This window comes from Pedococcus sp. P5_B7, from assembly GCF_054049895.1.
This window is the reverse complement of record NZ_JBFULM010000008.1, coordinates 37,839-62,199: the sequence shown is the minus strand read 5'-3', so window position 1 is coordinate 62,199 and position 24,361 is coordinate 37,839. Positions and strand designations below refer to the sequence as shown.

Below are 24,361 nucleotides of genomic sequence, written 5' to 3'. Positions count from 1 at the left end.
ACGGCACAGTGCCCGGAGCCTTCGGCCACGCTCCGGGCACTGCCCCGTTCACCACAGGGGCAGCTGCTCGCCGTACATCTCGCGCAACCTGCGCAGGTCGGCCGCGACCAGCGCAGGATCCTGCCGGGCCTTGTCGCGCAACTCCCGTGCCCGCCTTCGCGCGCCTCGTGGGTCTGCAAGTGGCGACCCACTGAGCGCCTTGCGGATCGCCCACTCGCGCCGGTTCTCGACGTAGGACGAGGCGACCACGTGCCGGGGGTCGATGCGCTGGCACAGCGGGTTGTCGCAACGATGCCCCAGCACCTCGACATCGTCCAGCGCCTCCACGCCTTCCACCTGCGCGAACCCGAAACGGTGCGCGATGATCACCCGGCCGGGCGCGAACCAGAACCGCCCGTGACCGCGCCCGCTCACCGCCCCAGTCCACCACCAGCACTCACTGCCCGGCACGTGAACGATCTTGGCGCGTCGACGAGCCACAGTCGCCTGGTCTGCCAGCGCGGCCCGCAGAACCGCCAGCCCCTGCTCGTCAAGCCGTCGAGCGCCCACCGGCTCAACCGGCCGGCCACGCGCCGTCCGTCGCGGACGAGCCCCTCGCCGTCACCCGCTCAGACCTGCTCCCACCGTCCACCAGAGCGCGCAACCTGGTCGCCTCTCGCCGCGTCATCCCCTCGCCGCACCACTGCACCGCCTCGGCCAGACCAAGCCCCTCGTCCTCGGTCATGGCCCGCAGCGCCTCCCCGGCCCGCCGCTCGCACCGAGCAACCACCTCGTCGCGGTCCCCCAGCGCCACCATCACCTGCACCCCCAACGCGCTCACCCGCCTCTCCCGCTCGACACGCTGGGCCCGCATCTTCGCCTGTGCGTCCAACGCCGCCCGACGCGCCACCTGCCGCGCACTCTGCTTGCCCACCGGCTTGCCCGTCGACTCACCCATGTCACTCGTCCTCTCGTCGTGACTGACCTGCCACCCCACGTATGCCACGCCCCCCTCCCCCAGTGGACAACCAAGCCGCATCACCCGGCACCGTCAGCCTCCGAGCCTCGCTTCCCGACTCAGCGACCTTGTACCCCAGGCAAAACCGCCCACCGCCATGTCCCACACACCTCATGCATTCCCGGTCGTTGAACGCACAACCACAGTCCACCAGCGCCGGCGCGCAGGGCTTCCGACAGGTGTGACCATGTCGATCCACAAGCTGACGGCCGGCAGCGGGTATGACTACCTGACTCGCCAGGTGGCCGCTCAGGACGTGACCGAGAAGGGGCACACCGGCCTGGCCAGCTACTACGCCGCCAAGGGCGAAGCGCCGGGCCAGTGGATCGGCTCCGGCATCGCCGGCATCGCCGGCCTGTCGGCCGGCGACGTGGTCACCGCCGAGCAGATGCAGGCCCTGTTCGGTTCCGGTCACCACCCGCTCGCCCAGCAGCGCCGCGACCGGCTGCAGGGCCCCGAACTGACGGATCGGGACTACCAGGCCGCCACCCGGCTGGGGGTTCCGTACAAGGTGTACGCGCGCGATGTGTCCGCGTTCCGGCTCGAGGTCGCGCAGCGCATCGCCGAGCTGAACATCAGCCGAGGAGTAAACGGCAGCGCCGCCCGCGAGGTGGCCGTCTCGGTCGAGGAGAGGGCTCGAATCCGCACCGAGGTCGCGGTCGAGTTCTTCCGCAGGGAGCACGGTCGGGACCCCGACGAGGCGCGGGAGGTCGCCGCCACCATTGCCAAGAACTCCCGCCCCCGCACCACGGCGGTCGCCGGGTACGACCTGACCTTCTCCCCCGTCAAGAGCGTCAGCGCCCTGTGGGCCATCGCCGATCCGGCCACGGCGGCACGCATCGAGCGGGCACATCAGGCGGCGGTGAAGGACGCGCTGTCGTTTCTGGAAGGGCACGCCCTCTACACCAGGTTGGGAACCAACGGGGTCCGCCAGGTCAACGTCCAGGGCCTGGTGGCAACCGCCTTCACGCACCGTGACTCCCGCGCCGGCGACCCGGATCTGCACACCCACGTTGCGGTGGCGAACAAGGTACAGACCCTCGAACCAGGAGGCGCCGGCCGGTGGCTCAGCATCGACGGCCGGGTGCTGTTCAAGGCCAACGTGTCGGCATCCGAGCAGTACAACACCTCCCTGGAGAAGCACCTACGCGCCGCACTCGGCCTGCGTTTCGAGGAGCGGCCCAACCCCGATGCCCGCAAACGTCCGGTGCGTGAGGTCGTCGGGGTCGACCCGCGGCTGAACGAGCGCTGGTCGGCCCGACGGGCCAGCATCCAGGCGCGCCGGGCCGTGCTCGCCCAGCAGTTCCAGAGCGCCCACGGGCGCCCGCCCACCGAGGTCGAGTCGATCCAGCTGGCGCAGCAGGCGACGTTGGAGACCCGCGAGGCGAAGCACGAACCGCGCAGCCTCGCCGAGCAGCGGCGGTCGTGGCGCCAGCAGGCCGTTGAGGTCCTCGGCGACGAGGCCGCTGTCGCCTCCATGGTGCGGGCGGCGACGGCGCCGCCGACCGCAGCGTCGACCCGGGTCGACGCTGCGTGGATAACGGACACCGCCGAGCGGATCGTGACCACCCTTGAAGCCCGCCGCAGCACGTGGCAGGCGTGGCACGTCCGGGCCGAAGCCCTGCGCCAAGCCCGGTCCGCCGACTTGGCGGTCAGTGACGTCGACCGGGTGGTGGATCTCCTAGTCGACCAGGCACTCAGCCAGCACTCCGTGCGCCTCTCCCCCGATGACGACGGGGTCGCCGAGCCTGCACTGCTGCGTCGGCGCGACGACGAAAGCGTGTACACCGTGCACGGCGCCGAGCACTACACCTCCGCCCGGGTGCTCGCCGCCGAGCAACGCCTGGTCGCCGCGGCGGCACACACGGATGGCCGGACGGTCAGCATCGAGGCAGTCGACCTTGCGCTGCTGGAGACCGCAGCCAACGGGGTCACCCTCAACGCCGGACAGGTCGCCCTCGTGCGCGGCATGGCCACCTCCGGAGCCCGGCTGCAGCTGGCGATCGCCCCCGCCGGGGCAGGCAAGACCACAGCGATGCGGGCGCTGGCCAGGGCGTGGGAGAACGGCGGCGGGACCCTCATCGGCCTCGCCCCGTCGGCCGCCGCGGCCGCGGCCCTGCGCGACCAGGTCGCCACGGACGGGGCCGTTGAGACCGACACCCTCGCCAAGCTCACCCACCACCTCGCCAACGGTGACCTGCCCGAGTGGGCCACCCAGATCGGACCCGACACGCTGGTGGTCATCGACGAGGCAGGCATGGCCGACACCCTCTCCCTCGACGCAGCCGTCGACTGGATCACCGCACGGGGAGCCAGCGTCCGCCTCATCGGCGACGACCAACAGCTCGCCGCGATCGGCGCCGGCGGGGTGCTGCGCGACCTCGATGCCACCCACGGTGCGCTGCGGCTCACCGAGCTCATGCGGTTCGCCGACCCGGCAGAGGGAGCCGCCTCACTGGCGCTGCGCGAAGGCCTGGTTGACGCTCTCGGGTTCTACCTCGACAACCACCGCGTCCACGTCGGGGACCTGGCCACCATGACCGAGGGCGTCTTCGACGCGTGGGAAACCGACCGCGCCGCCGGACTCGACGCGATCATGCTGGCACCCACCCGCGACCTGGTCTCGGACCTGAACAGGCGCGCCCGGGTCCACCGGCTCGTACAGGCCAGCGCTCCCGAACCAACGGCCCGAAGCGTGCCGATGGCCGACGGCAACCAAGCCTCCGCCGGAGACCTGGTCATCACCCGCGCCAACGACCGGCGCCTGCGGGTGAGCGCGTCCGACTGGGTCAAGAACGGCGACAGGTGGACCGTTCTCGACGTCGACTCCCCCACCGGTGCCGGATCACTGACCGTCCAGCACACCCGCAGTGGCCGGGTGATCGAGCTCCCTGCCGACTATGTGACCGCGTCGACCGAACTGGGCTACGCCACCACCGTTCATACCGCCCAAGGCGTGTCCGTCGACACCGTGCATGGCCTGGCCACCGGGCAGGAATCCCGGCAGCAGCTGTACACGATGCTGACCCGCGGCCGCCTGGCCAACCATGTGTACCTGGAGGTCGTCAGCGACGGGGATCCGCACAACGCCATCCGCCCGGACAGCGTCGCCCCTCCCACCGCGACCGATCTGCTCGAGCGCGTCCTGGCCCGGGACGACTCCCCCCTGTCCGCAACCACCATGGCTAGGCAAGCCGCGGACCCCTCGGTGCAGCTCGGGAGGGCCGTCACCAGGTACACCGACGCGCTGTACGTCGCCGCCGAGGAGCTGCTCGACCGGGACGTCCTTCAGGGCCTCGAGCGGGCCGCGGAGACCGTCGCCCCTGGCCTGACCGCCGAGGCCGCGTGGCCCACGCTGCGCGCCCACCTCATCCTGCTCGCCGCCACCGGACCCGACCCGGCACAGGCCCTGGCTGCGGCTGCTGCCGGTCGCGAGCTGGACAGCGCTGCAGACCGCGCCGCCGTGCTGGACTGGCGCCTGGATGACACCGGTCTACGCAACGCCGGACCTGGCCCCCTGCCGTGGATCCCCGCCATCCCCTCACGCCTGGCCCAGCACCCGCAGTGGGGCCCCTACCTGCGCCAGCGCGCCGAACTGGTCAGCGACCTCGTCGCGCACGTCAGGGCCGGCGCCCAGTCGGCCCCGACTCCGGCATGGGCACAGCAAGGGGCAGCCCGCCCGAACCCGGCAACCCTCGGCGACGTCACCGTGTGGCGCGCCGCCATGCAAGTGAACGACGAAGACCGCCGACCCACCGGCGCACCCCAGCTGCAGAAGGCGCCGTCCCGGTGGCAGCAGCGGCTGAACACCGCAGTGGCAGGCGACCGCACCCCAGCCCTGCAGGAGTGGGGCGACCTTCTCCGCCGGACCGCACCGGCAGCCTCCCGCGACGACTTCGCCCCGCTGCTGGCCGAACGACTGGCCGCCATGTCCCGCGCCGGCCTGCCCACACGACAGCTCCTGGCCAGTGCCCTGCACCAGGGCCCGATGCCCGACGACCACGCCGCCGCCGCACTCTGGTGGCGGCTGAGCCGGCAGGTGGCCCCAGCCGTGGCTCAAGAGATCGACCGAGGGCACACCCTCAGCTCCGACTGGGCACCCGATCTGGCCACCAAGATCGGGCCGGCCAGTGTCGAGCAGCTGCAGGCCGGCAGCTGGTGGCCGGCGCTGGTCAGCACCGTCGACCACGCCCTGCAGCGCGGCTGGCCCCTGAAGGACCTGATGGACGTGGCGGTCGTCGCCGACAGCGACGTCGACCCCGCCCAGGCCATGGTCTGGCGCCTGTCCGTGCTGACCGACCCGCCCCCCTCGGCCGAAGAACTCGACCTTTCCCACCCCGACGACCAGGCCCCGCCAGACATGTGGGACATCGACCCGGGCGCGAATGCGCCGCACCCGATGGCACCCGAGGTATGGGAGGCGGCGCCAGCCTCGTTCGACGCCGACCCCGAACCCGCGCGCACGGCACCCCCGCCGCTGGAGCTCCTCGATGGCGCGCTCGAGGACCAGGCTCTGCTTGACCAGACGGAGCTCACCGTCGACGCGCAGCTGCAGCTGGCAGCCCTCGAGCGATCGGTCATGGGCCCGCTGCGACCGAGCGACGCCGAGGTCGAGCTGCAGGTTGCCCGTGCCGCGGAGCTCGACTTCGCGCCCGTGCCTCCGGCGCGGATGCTCGAGGTGAACCAGCTGGCGCTCGACTTCTACTGCGACCATTACGAAGGCAGCTGGGCGCAGGGGTATCTGGCCCAACGACTTGGACAGGATCCCGCGCGCACGCCGGGCCTGCGACCGGGCTGCGCCCCCGCCGGGTGGACCAATCTGGTCAGGCACCTTCGCCGCCTCGGTGTCACCGATGAGGAGATGACCGAGGCCGGCGTCGCCACCCCCGCACGCACGGGTCGGCTTATCGACCGGTTCCGCGACCGCGCCGTCATGCCGATCGTGCACGAGAGCCAGGTGCTCGCATTTGTGGCCCGGCGAGACCCCGACCTGGGCGACGACGACAAGGCTGGACCCAAGTACCTCAACACCGCCGACACCCCCCTGTTCCACAAGGGCGCGCAGGTGTTCGGCCTTGTGCCCGAGCTGAACCCCGCCAACGCGACACTTGTCCTCGTCGAAGGTCCTTTGGATGCGTGGGCCGTCACCATCGCCACCGGCGGGAGCCATGTGGGGATCGCCCCACTGGGTACGTCTCTCACCGACGAGCAGGCCAGCCAGATCGCTGGCCTGTGCCGCCCGCTCATCGTCGCCACCGACGCGGACCTGCCCGGACGGGTCGCCGCCGAACGGGACTACTGGCTGCTCACCCAGCACGGACTGGACCCGACGGCCGCCACCTTCCCCGACGGGCTGGACCCGGCCGACGTGCTCAACCGGGATGGCGCTCCCGCCCTTGAGCGAGCACTGGCCACTGCGCGGCCACTCGGCGAGCTGCTGCTCGACGAGCGGCTCACCAACCTGACCGGCGCGGCTGCCCTGCAAGACGCCGTGCAGGTCCTCGCGGCCAGGCCTGCAGAGCACTGGACTGCCCTCATCGACACAGTCGCCGCGCGACTGCGGTTCTCCCAAGCCCAAGCCCGAGCCCGCCTAGGAGCCAGCCTCCAAGCGTGGAACCGCGACCCGCGCGCCGCGGCGCAGGCCCGACTCGACGAGGTCTCCGACGTCAAGGCTCGGCTCACGGCTGCTATCCCGGCGATCGCCGTCGACCGCTGGGCTGCGCTGGCATCCGAAATCGATCCTCGACTTGCCTCCGAGGCAGACTGGCCGGCCCTTGCCGCCATGATGCAGCTGGCCCACCAGGACGGCCACAACGTGGCGGCCACCGTGCGACGGCTCGTCGAGAACGAACCGCTATCGGACCTGCCCGCCCAGGACCTGCGATACCGACTTGTCGCCGCCCTACCACTCGACATCGCGGCAGCCCCACGGAGCCCAATCGCGGACCAACCTTCCAGGGCCGCGCGAGCGCAAGAGCGCCGCACGCCCGGCAAACCCTCTCCGCGTCCGCAGCAGACCCAGCTCCGTTGACAAGGCCAGCGCAGTCGCGGTTGCCGGGCTGCTCCTGCTGTCCTGCGATGCGCCCCACAGCGCCCACTAAGACCGTCGTTCGAACCCACGGATGATGCAAGCTCTAGGCTCCGATCGTGGCGATCATGAGCAGCGACTTCTTCACGAGCGGATCGGGCGGTGACTGGTCGGAGCCGGTCGATCCGGAGGAGCTCGACCGCGACAGGTTGACGAGGCTCCTCGAAGCAGCAGACCGGGTCGAGCCCGACCTCGACGTCGCACTCGCCTTGATGGATCTCGTCCGAGACGACCTCACAGCCTCGGGAACCGGAGGGGGCGAGTCGCTAAGCGACCAGGACATGCGCCTCGCGATACGGGTCCTGAGCCGCGTCGCGGATCGTGCGGGGTACGAATTCAAACTGCCTTTTCGCGATCACACGAGTTGGCGTGCTTGGTGGAACCGGAACGACGGATACGGCTCGTGGCAGGCACGTCGCGATTTGCTCGGCGGTCTATTCGACGAGACCTACGCTCGCTTAATCGCAGCACAGGACCAAGTGCTTGACGCCACGTTGGTCGAGGCGATCTCCCCCCACCGCACTCTTGGTTGGCCGGATGTGGACGCCGAGATAAACGAGCTCCGCCGTCAGTTCAGCCGGGCCACGACGCCTCAGGACTGCGCAGCCGTCGGCCTCGTCGCGGTTCGTGTGACCGAAGCCTTGAGCCGGAAGGTCTATGTGCACGCCGTCCACGGCGCCCCTGGAGAGGAAGAGCCGAAAGTCTCCGACACTAAGAAGCGGCTCGGCTCATACGTCGGTGCCAAGTTGCCTGGCAAGGGGAACGAAGAGCTGCGACGACTCGCCAAGACGACGATCGAGGCTGCTCAGGCTATGAAGCACCGGGGAACGCCTACTCGAACCGAGGTCGGGATAGCCGCCGACGCCGTGATCTTGCTCGCGAACATGCTGCGCCGCCTCGACGAGTAACGCGAGCCAACGAGCCCCAGCGTTGGGGGGTCGGCGACCAACATCAGAGCTCGGTGGTGCGTCGTAGCGTCAGACGGCTCGTTTACGATCCCCATATGGCGCAATGCACAGCACCGAATAGAGGTCACCGGACCGCAAGTGGGCGCGCAAATTGCCCTGCGTGCGGTGGTAGGGGGTACGGCCGCTCGTCTTACTCGTCGTACCCGTACAGCGGCGGGTCGTCGTACGGCGGCAGGGGTGGATCGAGTTACAGCAGTTCGTCCGGCGGTAGTGGCGGAGGCTCGCGTCGGACTAGGACCGGCCGGTCGGTGTCGTACACCCCGACCGAATGGCGCACCGTCAAGCCCTTCACGGAGAAGGCCAGTGAGCAGGCTCAGGCGCACCCCGAACGTCGCGACCTCTTTTTGTGCCACGCCTGGGACGACCGAGAAGGTAGCGCGAAAGAGTTGCACGGCCACCTAAAGGCGAATGGCGCGTCCGTGTGGTTCAGCGAAGAAGACCTTCCCCTTGGTTCGCTCATGATCCGCGAGATTGACAAGGGACTACGGAACTCCCGCGTAGGGATAGTGCTTGTCACGCCAGCGCTGCTCAAGAGCATCGAGGGCGAGGGCGTGGCGGAAAAGGAACTCGCCGTATTGCTCTCGACTCGTCGCGTCATCCCCGTACTGCACGGAGTCAGTTTCGACGACCTCAACAACGTCAGCCCCATGCTCGCCTCGCACGCTGGCCTAAGCACGAAGGAGTCGTCGCTCGACCTCATTGCGGCGAAGGTTGCCGCCGCTGCCGCCGCGCTCCCCGCCGCCTAGGGAAAGACGCAACAGGTCGATTGCGATATGGACCTGCTTGAGGCGCGTCTAACCGCCACGTCAGCTCGCCCAGTTGGGGCGCCGTTCCTAGGGGTATGACCAGCTCGGCATAAAGGCAGGCCGTCGCCGACGGAGCCGACCGCCTTGAATCGCCTGTGAATGCGGGACCAGGAAGCGAACCTTCGCGGTGTTCAGTTCCTTCCACTGAGGGATGCTGTCCCACTTCTTCGGTGCGCACCATCTCGCCACTCGAAACTCGTAGGCCAGCAACCAATCGGCACTCGACAGGGCTTCCGGTGCCTCGGCTCTCCGTAGTGCACCCGTCATGTCCACTACGGAACGAAGACCTGCACTCGACTGGAGCATGTCCATGAGCAAAACAAGGGAACAGTTGTCGTCCATGGTGGCGACACGCTGCGCCGTTGATGTCTCGAGAGGAAGCCCTAGGTCGCGCAGAATCGTGAGTATCCATGCAACCTCGAACCCATGGTCCAACGCGGCGTGTGACTCACACGCTTCGTTGAGTACCTCCACGAGTCGATCGTTTCCGACGTCAAGTCCACGTGACTTCGCAAAGACCAAAATCGGGTGAACGTGGCGCAGAGTACTTGCGTCGCGCGAGATTGAAGCCAACGTCAAATCTCGGTAGATGGGCCAACTCTCAGTCCCCCCTGGGAAGGGATCGCAGCGCTTGATCGCATAGCTGAGCACAGCCTCGGTCGGATGTCGGACAGCAGCATCCATCGCCAAACTGAATAGATCTACCAAGTCGTTGACGAGATGCGCGTCGTTGTCATCTCGATAGCGGACTTGTCGCAGCGGGGTCACCCATGGCGCCTCGGGGGGCTCCAAGCCGTCGAGCACGCGAACCTTCGTAGGGTTGAGTATCAGTTCAAAGTCGGCAAGCAACTTTTCATACCTCGCGAGGACTTCGTAGGCTTCCCCAGCAGACGACGAGTAGAAAGTCATGTCGTCCACGAACCTAAAGCCCCGCTTCGCGATTTGAGGAAAATCCTTACACATGGCTTCGTCTACGCGAGCCAGAAGGACCTCAGATGCGAGCCATGACGTCTCGGGCCCGATCGATAGGCCGACCGTTTGTCCAGATCGAGACTCTCTAAGTGCCTCGTCCAGAAGGGCGCCCAGATGTCGCGTCCGCAGGTGCCTCTTGGCGGTCGCCTTGCCGCGTATCGCCCAGTCAACGGCGTGTGTGTAGACCGATGGATAAAACTGACTGACGTCTGTCCGGAGGGTGCCGGATCCGCCTGGCATCCTAGATGCTGCGATCTGGGGCCTTTTGGCAAAGGTCGTCTTGTATCTAAGCGACCCTTGCCTGCCCACCACAGGCCTACTCAACGAGATTGGACTTCGTGCAGTATGTCGCTGGAGTTCGCGCCAGTTGTTGCAGCACAAGCCGGCAAGTTTCAGCTGAGCGAGGGGGTTCGGTAGCTCGGTCGCCCGCCGCAGGCCACCAGTGCGCGCGAGACTAAACCGCACGGGGCTGGTCCAAGGCCGGCCCGTCAAGGGCGTGAGCCCTGCGGCGACAACGGCGAAAGTTCTCGTTGAGTATGACGGAGGCATCTCTGACGGGAAGTAGCCGTGCGCAAGCGATCGCTCGAGCTTCACGAATCGTGACATTAGCGCTGATTGCCTTCTAGTGGGGATGCCGACGGCCAGGAGTGGGCGACGCCGCGATTTCCCGGTGCGCGAGCCATGGTTAAGACCTCGAAGCACATCCCTGCTACGACGGCAGGCCCTAACCCAACGTTCCAGTCGGCTCACTCGACCTGATGGTCTTAGCCTTGGACAGCAACGCCCCACTTCGCCGCCGGCCCATGAGCGATCGCCCCTGACATACTCTTGGCCGTGGCGAAGCAAGAAATCCTAGTTGCATTGACCGATGGTGGAACGTCGTCTTTGGGCAATGTCTGGCGGATAACAGCAAAGAACACTGACTTTTACCTTGAGCCACTTGCGAGCCATGACGCTCTGCACTTGTCTGCGCATGGCCCCAACGATGAGCAGCCTGGCCACCGCTTTCACATCAAGGTTGATCGCAAGAGCGCCGAGGCCATGAGAGCGCGTGGAGACCTGGTTGCGCACGCCATCCCGCGAAGGGGGCAAGCACTCGATGGCATAAAAGTCGCAGATCGGGCATACCTGGTGGCTCGCATCCGATGGACATGGCACCTGCAGCGTGCTCGCTTCCGTGAGGCAGCGCTGACTGGCGTGACTACCCCGCTGCTACCGCATCAATCCGGGGCCGCGATGTCAAAGGCTTTGGGGCCCAACGACGCGGCTGACATCGATCTTGTCGTGTCATACGGCGAGCCTCATTGGCCAAATGCCTCTGGGTCTATGCGGGATAACGCCCGATTGGGGCCGCTCCAGAACGCGTCGGGCATGTGGTTAACCGCCACCTCCTACCGGCGATCAGAACTCAAATATCCAGCGCCAGAGGGTCTGTCGTTGCCCGTGCCCCGCGCTGGGGAAGTGCCTAACCGAATCCTGGGAGGTGGGCCAGGGGTTGGGTCCGAGGCCGGCCTGTACTGGTTTGTAGAGACCCTGACAACGAAAGAGCTCATCCAGAACACAATCGATGCTTTAACGCACGCTACGGGACGTTGAATTGCCCGGTCTTTGCGCCACCGATACTGGATTTGCCTTCGAGGGAGAGCCTTGGGCGTTCGAAGCGAAGACGCTACGAGGGAGTCGCGTGTTGTCGCCCTCCTGTACGTTGTAGCGCCTCTAGACGGCGCGTCATATCGCCGCGAGACATGCGCGCATCAAGCAGTCATTGGTCCATGGATGAACCGAATCATAAGGTCGTAGCCGTGATGACCATTCAGCGTCCCTCGGTAGCTTCAGTCCTCATACAGATGTCGTGGAACGACAACGAACTGGCGACCGGCACTGGGTTTGTTGTCCTCGCATCCGGCACGCCATACCTGATCACCAACCGCCACAACCTCAGCGGTCGCCGGAGCGACAACGACAGCCTGCTGAGTTCCCGAGGGGTGACACCAGATGCTGTCACTATCGTGCATAACGGTGCGCAGCTCGGAACCTGGATTGCCGTGAAGGAGCCACTCGTCTCGACAAGTGAAGAACCCCTCTGGCTTGAGCATCCTGTGCATGGCAAGGCCGTGGACGTCGTCGCCCTCCGGCTGACGAATCGAGCAGGCGTGACTACGTACGAGTACGACCCATGGGACGAAAGCCAAGACGTCGCCGTAGTGGCTTCCCAAGACGTCAGTATCGTCGGGTTTCCATTTGGGATCACTGGTGGCGGCTCTTTTGGCGTGTGGACCAGAGGGGCAATCGCAACGGAACCAGAGGTCGACTTTGGTGGACTTCCGTGCTTCCTCATCGATAGCCGAACCCGGCCTGGCCAGTCAGGATCACCGGTTCTGTTCCATTCGGCAGCGGGGCTCGTGCCGATGCGTGATGGTGGATCCGCCATGTACAGCGGGCCGGTTACGAAGCTCCTTGGGGTGTACTCCGGCCGCATCAACGAGCAGTCTGACCTCGGGTTCGTTTGGAAGACCCAAGTGATCCGCGAGATTCTGTCTGCCGCCACCCCGGGTACCGCCTGAAACCCCGGGTGAACTCGAACCGCTCACCGGCTCCGAGCCCACGTTCCTCGTTCACCGGACTAGAACGGGCCGACCGGCGGTGAGCTGGCGGTCAGCGGGCCTAGCTCGGGGCCGCGTCACACCGCCGCCTTACAGCTCGGTCCGGGCGAGGAGGGTCTTCGACGAGTGAAATGGCATCGTGGGCACGGATCGCGGTAATTGGTCCTACTTGGAGCGGACGCGTTGGTGACGTCTCGAAGCCGCTACGAAATGCCGGACAAGGCAGCAGTCATCGTGGTTGATTAGCAATCTCAGGCTATAGGCGCAATCATTCTCCTCATGGCCAAGCAGACGACGGTAACCATCACCGATGACCTCGACGGTTCGACCAACGCGAAAGAGGTCTCGTTCAGCCTTGATGGCAGGAGCTGGGTGATCGACCTCAGTGCGAAGAACCGCGCCGCCCTGGAGAAGGTGCTTAAGCCCTACATCGCTAAGGCGACTGAGCAAGGCCGCGGCAGCCGTCGTGGCAAGGCAGTTCGCTCGTCCTCTCGAGCAAAGTCACGTACTGATCTTGCGGCGGTGCGGGATTGGGCGAAGAACAATGGTCATCAGGTGAGCGACCGTGGCCGGATCAGTGCGGATGTTCTGAAGGCGTACGACACGGCTCAGTAGCCCGTGAGGCAAAGAGGCTGATGGGCGGGGCAGAGCATCGGCATAACGCCGCCATAATCCGCCCACCGATCTTTGAGTGACCCGGACGTTCCCCATCTGATGGCCAGTTGCGAATCCGGTGGGGAAAGGGCCGCAGCGGTCCTCTCCATTTCCAGAGCCCGAGCAGGTTGCTGCTAAAAGTCGACGATCTCGCCAGTGCCGGTGTCGATGGTCTGGCCGTCGACGACCCGAAGCCGTGGGCCGGCGCTGTCCTCGCTCGCCGCAGGCCGGCTTTGGCGAGCGGCGACGTCCCGGTCGAATGCGTGCACGCGTTGGGTCGTGGCGGCTTCGCCCAGGTGCCGCGAGTGGCGGCCTTTGGCTGGCCACTGCTGGTGTCCGTCTTCGCAGTGGTCCTTGACCCGCTGACGCGTCCGGTCGGTGAACGCTGGGAGGGCGTAGCGGTGCCACTCCTCGAGGGCGTCGCTGCCGAGGGCCAGCGCGGCTCGTCGACGTTGGTCGGCCAGGACGGCTAGTTCACGCACCAGGTGCGGGTGTTGCGGCCAGCAATATGGGACGACACCGGCGACGTCCCATACGTACTCGCTGTTGAGCCAGATCGTGAAGGCCTCGAGCCAGTCCCACAGCTCGCGGCGCAGCTGCGGACGGGTGAGGCTGTCCGGGTCCCAGGGCCGTGGCAGCGTTCTGAGGCTGCCCAACGCTTTGCGCTGCTCGTCGGTCCCGTTGAGTGCGAGGTCGAGCTCCCGGTATGCCTGCTCGAGCTGGCGTCCCGGGTGCGGGAACGTGGCCACCATGGGGCCGGATGTCGGGTCCGGGCTGCTCATCGGCTTCATGCTTATCTCCGTGCTCAGCTGCTGTGGTTGGTTAGGCCTCGTCGGCGGGCCTCGACGAGTGCGGCGGTGCGGCGGACGTCGACCGACACGGTGGCGGCGTGCCGGCTCTGCCCGAGGAGGGTCCTCGCCTGCTCCTGCTGCGCAAGCAGGGTGCGCCCGGCTCGTCCGTCGATGCATCGGGTGAGCCGGGCGATCATTGGTTTGCCGTTCTCTGACACGACCAGGGCGTGGCGTTCCTTGAGTTGCCGGACCTCGGCGGCGGTGAGGATGGGGATGTCTTCGGCGGTGGTGGTCCGGCCCCCCATCTGGCCGGTCTGCCAGCTGGTCCGCGAGATCCGCACCGGACCCAGCAGATCGGAGATCTCCTGGTTGAACGCGACGTCCTTGGAGCCGCCGAACAGGATCAGGTTGTTCGTCAGGCCGAGCAGGGTGCGGGCCTCCTGGTCCCCGAAGATGGCGGACAGCTGCGGCCGGGTCTGCGCGGCCCAAATGAACGAGATGCCCAGGGCCCGCTCGTTGGCCATCCGGGTGCGCAGCGTCGGCAGCGGCGCGGTGGAGGGCAGCTCGTCCAGACAGGCCAGCATGGGCGGGCACAGCCGACCCCACCGCGACGTCTGTGCCTCGACCAGTGCAGTGTCCAGGACATGCTCCGCCACGGCGGTCATCAGCGGTGACGCGCTGGCGTACGGGTCCTCCCGGCCGAGCAGGTAGATGGTGCCGCCCCGGCGGATCACCTCGGCGATGTCGGTTGCGGCGCGCCCCGGCCCGGGGACGCACCGACGCCGGATCGGCTCTTGGAAGAACAGGCTCAGCGCCTGCTGCACCGTGGTGACCGTGTTACCCGCGGTCCGGTCATCCCCGTGCAGCGCCCCGTGGAGCAGCCCGTGCCAGAACGGGGCAGCGTGCGGGTGCTCGCGCAGGATCTCGTTGGGGTCGGTGGCGCTGAGCGGGTTGGCCACCCACCGGAGCACGTCCTCCAGGTCCCGGCCGGTCAGCGCCGCGGCGTGAAAGTACGCCTGGATGACCTTGGCCGCCTCTGCGGCGTAGAACCGGGCCGCGTCGTCGCCGTGCCCGCCGGCCACGGCGCCCTTCACGGTGCCCGCGGTGAAGGCCTTGGCTCGCCGCTCGGCGACCATGGGGTCGACACAGCCGTCGATCGGGTCCCACACCAGTTCCGGGAGACCGATCGCTAGACCGAACGGGTCGAGCACCACGCACGGGCGCTGCTCATCCTCCCCCGCTCGTGGCGCATGCCTGGAGGTGAAGCTCAGCAGAAGGTCGTCGACCTTGGTGAGCGTCACCAGGGCGGCTCCGGGCGCCCGCAGCAGAGCAGGGATCAGCAGGTCGAGTGTTTTGCCGCTGCCCTGCGGCCCGATCACCCCGGCGGTGCGGTCCCACGGCACCCACAGCTGCCCGCCGCGCGGCTGCTGCCCCTTGCCCAGGCGCCAGCCGACCTGTTCGGGTCGGAACGGTCCCCGCCGGTGGTCGCCCCGGAACGCCACCTCAGCGTCCCTTCCCATACAGATCCGGCCGGACGACGGACCCGACCTTGCGCAGCCGGCTCCGGCCGAGCAGCCGCCCGGCTTCCTCCCGAGTGGCCATACCTTGGATCCGTCCGGGCCCCCACCGGTCGAAACTGACCTTCCCGGCCCAAGTGATCAGGGCGAGGATCAGCGTCTCGACGATGCCGATCCACATCCTGACTGCCACCGGCCCGGCCAGGTGGGCGGCGCCGCCGCCCAGGCCTGCGCCGGGGTCGCCACCGAGCACTCCAGGCACGCTGGTGAACAGCGTCTCCCGTGAAGGCAGGGTGAGGCCTCCTCCGGCGACGAGGTTGGCGCACGCTCGCCCGGCATGGACCCCGAGGACCAGCAGGAGGACCGTGGCGACGACGGCCACCACGGGGATCTCCCAAGTTAACGGGTAGGGGTTGGTTCGACGTGCTCGCTGCATGGGCTCTCCCTTCCTGCCTCCCCAATGCCAAGTAGTGGTGCTGGGTGGTCAGGCCTGCGCTATGCCGCCGCGACGCCCGCCCACGGGGACGTTCGCGCTCACGCGGCCGCCCGGGTCGGCTGGTCGGAGACATTGCCGACCCGCCAGATCTGAAAGATGTGCTTGGTGGTCGCCTTGCCGGCGTAGCTGCCGTAGGTGACCCCGTGTCGGCTGTCCATCGCCTCCACGGTGGACTGCTTGCTGGGGTCGAAGACCATGGCGACGTGCCCGATGGTGTTGGGTCCGAGGTAGGAGTCGTAGAAGATCAGATCGCCCGGCCTGGCCTTTTGGGGGTCGACCCGGAAGCCGTTCCCGGCGGAGAGCCAGTCGCGTTGAGCTTGGGCTGTTCTGGGCGCGCTGATGCCGATCTGGGCGTAGGCGGTCTGGGTGAACGAGGAGCAGTCCCACGCGTGGGGTCCGTGGGCGCCCATGACATACCGGTCCCCGACGTGGCTGGTGGCCCAGGTGAGGACGACTCGCAGTCGGTCGCTGGTCAGCGGTGGCAGGTCAGGGTTCCCTTGTCCTGGCCCGCACTCGGTGGTGCTTCCCAGCACGGTGCCGCTGCCGTATGTCGCGGCGTAGTACAGGACGTCGTTGACGTACCAGTCGGCGTGGTTGTAGGCGAAGATGGCCGCCCGCACTCCCGCCGGGCCGTTGGTGACGCCGGACTGGGTGAGGTAATTCGCGGCCGACATGGCGCTGTCGGCGTCGTTGCTGATGTCCGCGCGGCCGTCGCCGTCGCCGTCGACCCCCATCGTGGACCAGGTGGCGGGCATGAACTGCATCAGGCCTCGCGCACCGGCCGAGCTGGTGCCGGCGTTGCGGCCGTGGGCGGCCTCCTCCATGCCGATCCCGGCGAGCAGCGTCCACGGGATCTTGTACCGGGCCGCGGCCTCGAGGTAGACCGCCTTGACCTGGGCGGGGATCGGTTGCGCCGGGGTGCGCAGCGACGCCTGCCGAGGTGTGCCCGGTGGGGGCAAAGGGAAGCCGACCCCACCTTCTTGGACAGCCTCTCCAGGTGGTGGTGTCCAGCTGGCCACGGCTTGGCCGTTGAGTGGTGCGCCGTGGGCCACCATCCACGGCACGGGGTCGGTCGGCGTCCCGCCGAGGCGGATCTCGAAGTGCAGGTGGTTGCCGGTGCTGGTGCCGGTTGAGCCCTCGACCCCCAGCTGCTGGCCGCCGACGACGGTCGCGCCGGTGCTCACGCTCACGGAGGCGAGATGGGCGTAGCGGCTGACCACCGCCGCCCCTGTTGCGTCGTCGACATGCGCGACATCGACGACGTTGCCATACCCTCCCACGGCGCCGGCGAAGGTGATTCGCCCGGCCCCGATCGCCACCACCGGTCCGGGTCCCGGTTGCGACACCAGGTCCTGCCCCGTGTGCGGGCGCCACTGGCGGTAGATCGGGTGGAACTCGCGGCCGAAGCCGCGCTGGCCCACGGTGTAGCCCTGCGCGAACGGGGGCCGCCAGGTGCCGGCGACCGGTGTGACGCCTCCGCAGGCGATCGTGCGCAGCTCCTGCGCGGCCGCCGGGGCGCTCACCGTCATCACGACCAGGGCAACGGCCACCGGCAGCCCCGCCACCAGCAGCAAGGCCGGGATGAGGACCAGCGCGATCTTCTTCATGAGGTCGGCTCCGGTCCGCCGTGGTCAGGCGGCGCCGGCGATGGCCTGGTTGGTGAACGTGAGCTCGCGTTCGACCGGGTGCAGCACGGTCTGCACCTTGTAGTGCTGCTCCCCCACACACCACAGAGCCCTGCCCTTGCCCTGCATGGCCCACCCGGTCACCAAGTCGCGCGCCATCGGGCCCAGTCCGAGCATGTTCTCCAGCTCGCGGGCCACCCCCAGATCCTGGCCGTGCAGGATCTTCACGTCGGCCAGGTGCAGCAGGTCCTTGGCGATGGCGACGGCCTGAGAGCCGGTGTCACCGGCTGAGAGCAGGTCGGAGGGCTTGTGCGCGACGGCGAACTGGACGTCCCCGTCACGTCGGGACAGTCGCAAGTCGGCGTCGAAGGACTTGACCGCCTCCGGGCCGAGCCGCAGCTGCTTCCACGACTCGTCGCGCACGACCACCCGCAGGTCCCCCGGTGCTGCCATCTCTCGCATGCCTCGACCCCAGGAGTTGAGGCAGGTCAGGGCGATCCCGATCGCCTCATCCCCCAGGGGCTCGAGGCGGGACAGGCTCAGGGACTGGATCGGGGCGGACCAGTCGACGTCGATGGTGGTGTGGTCGTCAAACAGGCCGGCCAGGGCGCCATTGACGAGCTGGCCCAGGGCGTCGCGCAGGAGCCTGGTGTCGTCGAGGAAGTGCCGCTCGTCGGCGTACCGGCAGGTTGCGATCAGGTCACCGGTGGGGTTATGAAGCAGATGCCACAGCGCAGGGATGGTGGTCTCGGTCAGGTGGGACTGGCCGTGGGTGTACCCGGTGAGGGTTTGCAGTGCCGCCTTGACGACGACCTCGTCGGTGGGTCCGAACGGGACCCGCTGCTCCCCGATCCGCTGGCTCCCGACGAGGCCGCGGACCAGGGTGAGCCAGCGCCCGAAGACGACCGCAGCGCGGCCTTGCGCCTGCGCGGCATCCAACTCGTCCCAGCCCTGGAGCAGGGGCCCGAAGGCCAAGGGGTTGATGCGGGTGGGTAGGCCGTGCCCGATCGCGAAGGGTTCGACCCCGAAGAACCGGCACAGCCCCTCGTACTCATCCTTGGGGTCGCCGAGCACCAGGATGCGGTAGCCGAAGTCGGTCATCCTCAGGCAGAACGCCTTCGTGGTTGCCGACTTGCCGCGGCCAGGCTTACCGAAGCTGAAGATATTGGGGTTGGTGACCGGGACATCGTCGTCCAGGACCCACCCGTGGGGGTCGGCGTAGAACGCACCGCCGGAGAGCATGTCGATGCCCATCTGGGCGCCGGTCGGTGGGAGCCCGGGGGTTGAGATGAACGGCCAGAGCACCGGCGCCTGGTCCGAGGTCATACGCCAGCTCGAGACAGGTGCCGATGCCGGCGCCCAACCACTGCCGGGCCGGCGCGGCCCGCGGCGTGACGCGTGCCGGAACAGCCGCGCCTCCCTAGCGTCCTGCTGCACGGGCGGCACGCAGGGCAGATCGTGGCCGAAGTCGGCAAGCAGCCGCGAGACGGTGCGCCCCGCTTCCTGGCGGCGCGGCGTGCGGGGTGGTCTGCTCATCGTTCAGTCCGCCTTCCGGGTGAGGCTGACCCCTAGCGGGACGGTCGACGCGGCGAATGCGACGTCCTGGGCCAAGTCCAGGCGCAGCGGCGCGAACCCGGCTCGGCGCACGGACGCATCGAGCCGCCGTCCGAACTCCGACGCCCTCACGGTCTTGGGGACGGTGACCGTGCAGACGGCGTATGGGCGGATCAGGGAGTTGCCGCGCGCGAGCTTGGTGTCCAGCCGGCGCACCTTCTCGGCCTCGTCCCTGGCCTTGGCGTTCTGCTTCACCTTCGCCTTGGCGCGCAGCTCCTCGCCGATGTCGGCGGCCCACTCGCTGGTGGCGCTCTGCCGGCCGGCCGCCGACTGGCTCAGGATCGGGTAGGCCACCAGGAAGGAGCGACGCTCCCCCGGCTCGGTGGGGGTCAGCACCGGAAGCAACGCACCCATCGCGGCACCCTTCACCGGGAGCTTGAGGGTGGAGCTGACGCTGTTCCACGCGTCGTGGCTGTAGTGCCGGGCCACCGGGTCCGCTCCTGACGGTCCGGCCATCGCCCACGGGACGTCGGCGTTCACGCCCGGGTCGGCGTGGCGGGCGCCGAGGGCGTCAATGATCCCGGCCCGATCCCCTGGGGCGAACCCGGTCCGGGAGGCCAGCGCGAGCTCGGGGCTGGTCAGCCACGTGACGCTGGTCATGCCCAGCCCGCCGCGCAGCTGGGCCTCGATCTCGCCCAGCACGCCGTAGATGACGCGGGCGCGTCCTTCGAGGCCGCGCCCGGACTCCTTGGCCGCCTTGCCCAGCCGTCCCTCGGGGATGACGACCGTCACGAAGGACTCGGTGCGCACGCTGGCCCGCGTGAGGGTCTGCTGCAGCTCGTCGTTGACCTGGCGGGCCCCCGGGGAACCGCCGGGCCGGCGGTGGCGTGCCAGCCATTGGTCCCGTTCGGCGCCGTCCTCGGGGACGGTGCGCACCAGGAGCAGGATCTCCTCGACCAGCCCGGTCTGGGAGGCCATGTCCAGCAGCTCGCTCAGGCCCCGACCCTGCCGCTGCCGCTCCTCGATCTCGCGCAGCCCGATCCCCGGGTGGACGACGGCCGCGGTCACCGCCCACGTTCGGGTGGCGTGGTTCTGGATGATCGCCACCCGGGAGAACGAGGCCCCGTGCGGTGGTCCGTCGTGGATCTGCACGGCGTGCAGCGCTCCGGGCAGGTCGGCCTTCTGCAGGGCGTCCACCTGGCCCCGGGTTGCCTTGGAACGAAAGCGAGTCCACCCCACAAGTCCGCCGATGGCGAAGGCCAGACAGGCGGCCACCCAGCCGAAGGTGGACCGGCCCCGGACGGGGGTCACGGTGACCACGGTGATCGTGGCCCACAGTGCCAGGAACAGCACCGCCGAGATCCACGCGCCGGCCTGGACGGACCAAAACACGGGCATCGTCGAGCCGGCCACTACTGCCAGTTGCCATCCGGACAGCCCGAAGAACCACCCGATCCGGGCCCGGCTGTAGTCGCTGTAGATGACCGCCACGAGAGCTTCCTCTGCTTTTCGAACAAGGGTTTCGGTTTGGGGTGATCAGACGGGGACGATTGGTACGGCCGCTGCGGCACCCGCGGCCTCGCCCCCCGCGGCGCCCGCGCCACCGGCACCACCACCCGGACCGGCCACTGCGCCCGGGATGTGTGGTGGCGCGGGCGGCGCCCCGCCCCCAGGTGCTGCGGGGGCTGTGATGCCGGGGCCCGGCGTGGTGTGGGGGCCGGCGCCGTTGATCTCGGGGTTGTCGTCGTCTGCCTGCGTGCCGCCGCTCCTGTGGCTCGACCGCTGCTTGGTGTTGCTGAAGTCCGGGACGTAGTTGTTGTGGCCGACACCCATCTGGTTGGTCACGTCGGCGGCCACGGCCGCCCCGCGCGGTCCGATGCTCTCCATGGCTGCCATGCCTGCGCCGGCGGCTTGCCCGAGCCCGCCTCCGACCTGGCGCATCAGCCCACGCGCACCGGAACTGAAGCGCGCGCTGGTGGAGTCCTGCCCGGAGCTCTCGCCCTGGGAGCGGCCGTTTGCGTCGGTCGTCGACGCGGCCGAGGACCCGCCCTGGGCCTGACCCTGGCCGGCGAGGACACCGCTGAGGCCGCCTTGGGCGGCCAGACCGGCCCGCAGCGCGGACCCGGAGCTGGTGCCGGGGTCGACGAACGCCAGGAGCTTGAACAGGGCGAGGGGGCTGAAGCAGCCGATGCAGATCAGGACCACGCCGGGCACGGCAGTCCCGATGGCCTTCTGCAAATTGTCGCTCATTCCGGTGGCGACCCCGGAGGTCATCTGCACCCCGATGCCCAGCACCAGCACCATCACCACGGGGGTGAACGCGGCGGCGATGAACCAGCGCAGACTCTTCCAGAACCAGCTCTGCCCGGCGTCACTGACCAGGCCCGACGCGGCGATGGGGGTGGTCGCGGCCAGCACCATCAGGGCGCCGGCACGGGTAAGCATGACCAGCAGGTGCCCGATCGCGGCGAACACCATGAAGATCCCCATGAAGCCCAGGACGGTGGCCACGGTCCCGTCGCTGATGTCCTGCGTCGAGATCTGGGTGCCGAGCGGGTCGAACTCGGCCCACGTGTCGATGTGCAGCAGCGTGGACATCAGGGCGCGGGTGAGCCCTCCGCAGGCGGCGACGACCAGCACCGCCAAGGCGATCCAGCCGGCCCACACCATCACGAACTGGCCCGTCCCGATCAGGACCCGCGCCATGGACTTGCCGTCCCGCCGCGCGGCGGTCAGACCCAGCTGGACCATGGCCAGCAGGAGCATGAGGGCTCCGGCGATCCAGAAGGTCATCTGGTACACCTGCGCGCCGGGGCCGCCCTCACTCAGGTCGGGGACGGTGAAAGCGTCGACGATGGTCAGGACCAGCTTCAGCAGCCAGAGCCCGGCGTTCCACAGGCCGAGCATTGCCGCGGTCCACCCGTCGGCGACGACCTTGCCGGCGGCTGAACCGAGATAGGTGAAGGGGTTGAGGAAGTCCATGGCGTCTACTCGGTGCTGGTCGGGTTGCTGGTCGGGGTGTCGGCCGCGCCGGTCTCGTCGCTGCTGGCCAGGTCATTGAGAACCCAGGTCCGCCACCCAGCCTTGAAGGCGATGTCGGTTCCCGGCCACGTGCAGGGTGCGGCCGCAGCGGGAGCGCCGGGCGCGATCATCCAGCGCCCGCCGTCCCCGGCCGTCCCCGTCGGCGTGGCGTGCCATTGCATGCGTTCGCAGTAGCCGTAGCCGATGCGGGCCTGCACGGTGATGGTGGCCCGCACGTCCAGCAGGACACAGGCCAGCACCCAGTCGCGCCCGTCCGTGCCTTTGACCTGCCCGGCCGCGGGGGTCGCGGTCACCGCGATCGTGGGGTCCTTGCTCTGCCCCTGCCCCGCGCTGGCGAGAAAGCTCTGGACGTTCTTGGTCATTGCCCAGTCGGCCACGCCTGCCCCGCCGGGTAGCGCCCACTGTTCGTAGACCTGGTTCGCCTGGGGAATGGACATCCCCTGCAGCACGGTCGTCTCGACGGCGCCCAACTGGCCGACCGCTCCGCCAGGTGTGCGAGGAAAGCCGGTCGGCACCTGCGCCGGTCCCACGCCGGTGGCCGGCGGCACGTCGATGACCGGGCCGGCGACCGCGGCGGGGACGCCCCGCCGAGCGTCGTCCGGAGCCACCTTAAGCATCGGCGCCGCGGCCACCCGGTCGCGGTACGCCGGGCCGCTCCCGGAGGCCACCGGCTTCGGCGACGCCGACCATGCCGCCGAATGGGGCGCCGAGGCCGCCTCTGCGCTCCGCAGGCCGTAGTAGAGCGCCAGGACGAGGCCGGCCACGAACAACGTCGCCGCAGCCACCCCGGCCGCGAGGGTGGCCAGCAGGCGAGATCGTCCCCACCCGCCGCTGGCGCCGTCCTGGCCGGCGCGGCTCATCAGACACACCCACTGCCGGTCATCGCGCGCACGATCCCCGGCAGCACCAAGTAGCCGATCACCGCCAGGAACACGACGACCACACCGACGATCCCGGCCTTGGACGCGTGCGGCATGCCGAAGATGCGGCCCGCGACGATCGCGCCGATGCCCACGACGACGCCGAGCACGAACAGGATGATCGTGCCCCACAGGACGTAGCCCATCAGCTGGTCGGCGTAGCGCTGCGCGCCAGGCGGGGCGACGGGGCAGACCTGCGCGAGGGTGGCGAGCTCGCGGGTGAGCGTCCTCATGACGGGTGTCCCTTCGGGGTGGCTCCAGCGACGCTGGCGCGGAGCAGATGGTCCGCTGCGGTGAGCAGCCGTGTGGGCAGGGCTTGCGAGTCCAGGCCCCGCACAGCGAGGCCGCGGTCCAGCGGGATCAGGTGGATGGCCCCGCGCTGGTCGAGCTGCCGGGACAAGGCGCCCAGGCCGTGCTGCAGGCTCCGGGGCCACTTGCGCCGCGGTGGACCGAGGACGGCGCCGATGACCGGTGTTCCCTCCAGCAGCGCCAGCGCCCCCTCCAGCCGCCTCAGACCGGGGATGGTGGCCGTGGTGACGGCCACCACGTGATCGGCTTGGAGCACCCGGTCGGACAGCCAGCTCGGGCTGGCCAGCACCTGTCCCAGCTCCCATCCGACGTCCAGAACGGTCAGGCCGACCGCCGGTGCCGCGTCGGTGGGTGTCGGCACTTCGTCGGGGCTGACGTACATGTCCGTGCTGCGCTCGAGGAGGACCTCGCCTCGAGTGCCATGGAGCCAACCTGTGGGGTGCTGGCCCAGCTCTGCTGTGGAGGCTGGTGCCAGGCCGGAGGCCGTCACCGTGCAGCACTCCACGACGCGGGCGCTTCCCACCGTGGCAGCTGCGGCCGCTGCGGCCGCGGTGGCGAGACTCAACGCCAGGGTGGTTGCGCCGACCGATCCGGCGCACCCGATGACGGGGAGCACGGCCTCGTGGGGTTCCCACGGTTGCCCGCCGGTTTCATGGCTGCTCGGTGCGGCCGGTCGGGGGCTGGCGTCCGCGTGACGGCGGAAGTCGCCGACCTGAACGGCTTGCCACGCGCGCTTGAGCTCCTCAACGCTCACTGCGGGTCGCGGGGGTGCCGGGTGGGTGGTCAGGGAGGTCACTGGGCACTCCCCTGCCCCAGCGCCGACCCTGTGGCGTCGAGCACGGCGCGCAGCCTGGGGGCGTCCAGTCGGGCCAGCGCGGCGCGCGCCGCCTGCCCCTGGTGCAGCCGGTCCACGCATCCCCCCAGGTCGGCACGGGCCTCGCCGTCGCTGGTGGCCACGGCGATCAGGCCTTTGACTTCAGTCTGCTCGGTCAAGGTCATCACCTCCTGACCCAAAGCCG

Annotated in this window: 19 protein-coding genes; 5 read left to right on the top strand and 14 right to left on the bottom strand. The window is 68.8% G+C overall.

All coding sequences use genetic code 11. The features are described from left to right. Positions 1-48 precede the first annotated feature (48 nt). Both ACXJKD_RS17385 and ACXJKD_RS17380 read right to left on the bottom strand, forming a co-directional pair. On the bottom strand, positions 49-414 hold the full coding sequence (locus tag ACXJKD_RS17385) for a hypothetical protein (protein ID WP_457255968.1): 366 nt from the start codon (positions 412-414) through the stop codon (positions 49-51). Between the two features lie 139 nt (positions 415-553). Next, entirely contained in the window at positions 554-937 is a 384-nt protein-coding gene (locus ACXJKD_RS17380; protein ID WP_457255966.1) for a hypothetical protein, read from the bottom strand. 247 nt (positions 938-1,184) lie between these two features. On the opposite strand from ACXJKD_RS17380, the gene mobF reads away from it, so the two are divergent. The 3 genes from mobF to ACXJKD_RS17365 all read left to right on the top strand — a co-directional run bounded on the left by mobF (position 1,185) and on the right by ACXJKD_RS17365 (position 8,799). Further along, a complete protein-coding gene (gene mobF / locus ACXJKD_RS17375) occupies positions 1,185-7,028 on the top strand; it encodes a MobF family relaxase (RefSeq protein WP_457255964.1) in 5,844 nt (1,947 codons plus the stop codon). Positions 7,029-7,144: 116 nt separating this feature from the next. Next, a complete protein-coding gene (locus ACXJKD_RS17370; RefSeq protein WP_457255962.1) occupies positions 7,145-7,993 on the top strand; it encodes a hypothetical protein in 849 nt (282 codons plus the stop codon). 95 nt (positions 7,994-8,088) lie between these two features. Further along, a complete protein-coding gene (locus ACXJKD_RS17365; RefSeq protein WP_457255960.1) occupies positions 8,089-8,799 on the top strand; it encodes a toll/interleukin-1 receptor domain-containing protein in 711 nt (236 codons plus the stop codon). A gap of 87 nt (positions 8,800-8,886) precedes the next feature. Here the strand turns inward: ACXJKD_RS17365 and ACXJKD_RS17360 are convergent, their stop codons facing one another. Then, positions 8,887-9,768: a hypothetical protein gene (locus ACXJKD_RS17360; protein ID WP_457255958.1), complete on the bottom strand. Its 882-nt coding sequence runs from the start codon at positions 9,766-9,768 to the stop codon at positions 8,887-8,889. Positions 9,769-11,636: 1,868 nt separating this feature from the next. Between ACXJKD_RS17360 and ACXJKD_RS17355 the strand changes: the two genes are divergently transcribed. Further along, positions 11,637-12,395, top strand: a complete 759-nt coding sequence (locus ACXJKD_RS17355) for a trypsin-like peptidase domain-containing protein (protein ID WP_457256407.1) — start codon at positions 11,637-11,639, stop codon at positions 12,393-12,395. 318 nt (positions 12,396-12,713) lie between these two features. Further along, entirely contained in the window at positions 12,714-13,049 is a 336-nt protein-coding gene (locus ACXJKD_RS17350) for a histone-like nucleoid-structuring protein Lsr2 (RefSeq protein WP_091787533.1), read from the top strand. A 173-nt stretch (positions 13,050-13,222) separates the two neighbouring features. Here the strand turns inward: ACXJKD_RS17350 and ACXJKD_RS17345 are convergent, their stop codons facing one another. The 11 genes from ACXJKD_RS17345 to ACXJKD_RS17295 all read right to left on the bottom strand — a co-directional run bounded on the left by ACXJKD_RS17345 (position 13,223) and on the right by ACXJKD_RS17295 (position 24,335). Next, entirely contained in the window at positions 13,223-13,870 is a 648-nt protein-coding gene (locus ACXJKD_RS17345; RefSeq protein WP_457255957.1) for a hypothetical protein, read from the bottom strand. Between the two features lie 23 nt (positions 13,871-13,893). Then, on the bottom strand, positions 13,894-15,381 hold the full coding sequence (locus tag ACXJKD_RS17340) for a type IV secretory system conjugative DNA transfer family protein (RefSeq protein ID WP_457255956.1): 1,488 nt from the start codon (positions 15,379-15,381) through the stop codon (positions 13,894-13,896). A gap of 1 nt (position 15,382) precedes the next feature. Next, positions 15,383-15,832 (bottom strand): hypothetical protein, encoded by a 450-nt coding sequence (locus tag ACXJKD_RS17335; protein WP_457255954.1) that lies wholly within the window; start codon positions 15,830-15,832, stop codon positions 15,383-15,385. A gap of 98 nt (positions 15,833-15,930) precedes the next feature. Further along, positions 15,931-17,499 (bottom strand): peptidoglycan DD-metalloendopeptidase family protein, encoded by a 1,569-nt coding sequence (locus ACXJKD_RS17330; protein ID WP_457255953.1) that lies wholly within the window; start codon positions 17,497-17,499, stop codon positions 15,931-15,933. A 24-nt stretch (positions 17,500-17,523) separates the two neighbouring features. Further along, positions 17,524-18,843 (bottom strand): ATP-binding protein, encoded by a 1,320-nt coding sequence (locus ACXJKD_RS17325; RefSeq protein WP_457255951.1) that lies wholly within the window; start codon positions 18,841-18,843, stop codon positions 17,524-17,526. 213 nt (positions 18,844-19,056) lie between these two features. After that, positions 19,057-20,562 carry an SCO6880 family protein gene (locus ACXJKD_RS17320; protein ID WP_457255949.1) on the bottom strand — a complete coding sequence of 502 codons (1,506 nt, stop codon included), beginning with the start codon at positions 20,560-20,562 and terminating at the stop codon, positions 19,057-19,059. Between the two features lie 45 nt (positions 20,563-20,607). Then, a complete protein-coding gene (locus ACXJKD_RS17315; protein WP_457255948.1) occupies positions 20,608-22,053 on the bottom strand; it encodes a hypothetical protein in 1,446 nt (481 codons plus the stop codon). A 5-nt stretch (positions 22,054-22,058) separates the two neighbouring features. After that, entirely contained in the window at positions 22,059-22,973 is a 915-nt protein-coding gene (locus ACXJKD_RS17310; protein ID WP_457255947.1) for a hypothetical protein, read from the bottom strand. Beyond that, positions 22,973-23,266, bottom strand: a complete 294-nt coding sequence (locus ACXJKD_RS17305; protein ID WP_457255945.1) for a hypothetical protein — start codon at positions 23,264-23,266, stop codon at positions 22,973-22,975. The genes ACXJKD_RS17310 and ACXJKD_RS17305 overlap by 1 nt, the downstream gene beginning before the upstream one ends. Next, the gene (locus ACXJKD_RS17300) at positions 23,263-24,138 is read right to left on the bottom strand and encodes a hypothetical protein (protein WP_457255944.1); all 876 of its coding nucleotides are present in this window, start codon (positions 24,136-24,138) and stop codon (positions 23,263-23,265) included. The genes ACXJKD_RS17305 and ACXJKD_RS17300 overlap by 4 nt, the downstream gene beginning before the upstream one ends. Continuing rightward, entirely contained in the window at positions 24,135-24,335 is a 201-nt protein-coding gene (locus tag ACXJKD_RS17295; protein ID WP_457255942.1) for a hypothetical protein, read from the bottom strand. The genes ACXJKD_RS17300 and ACXJKD_RS17295 overlap by 4 nt, the downstream gene beginning before the upstream one ends. Positions 24,336-24,361 lie beyond the last annotated feature (26 nt).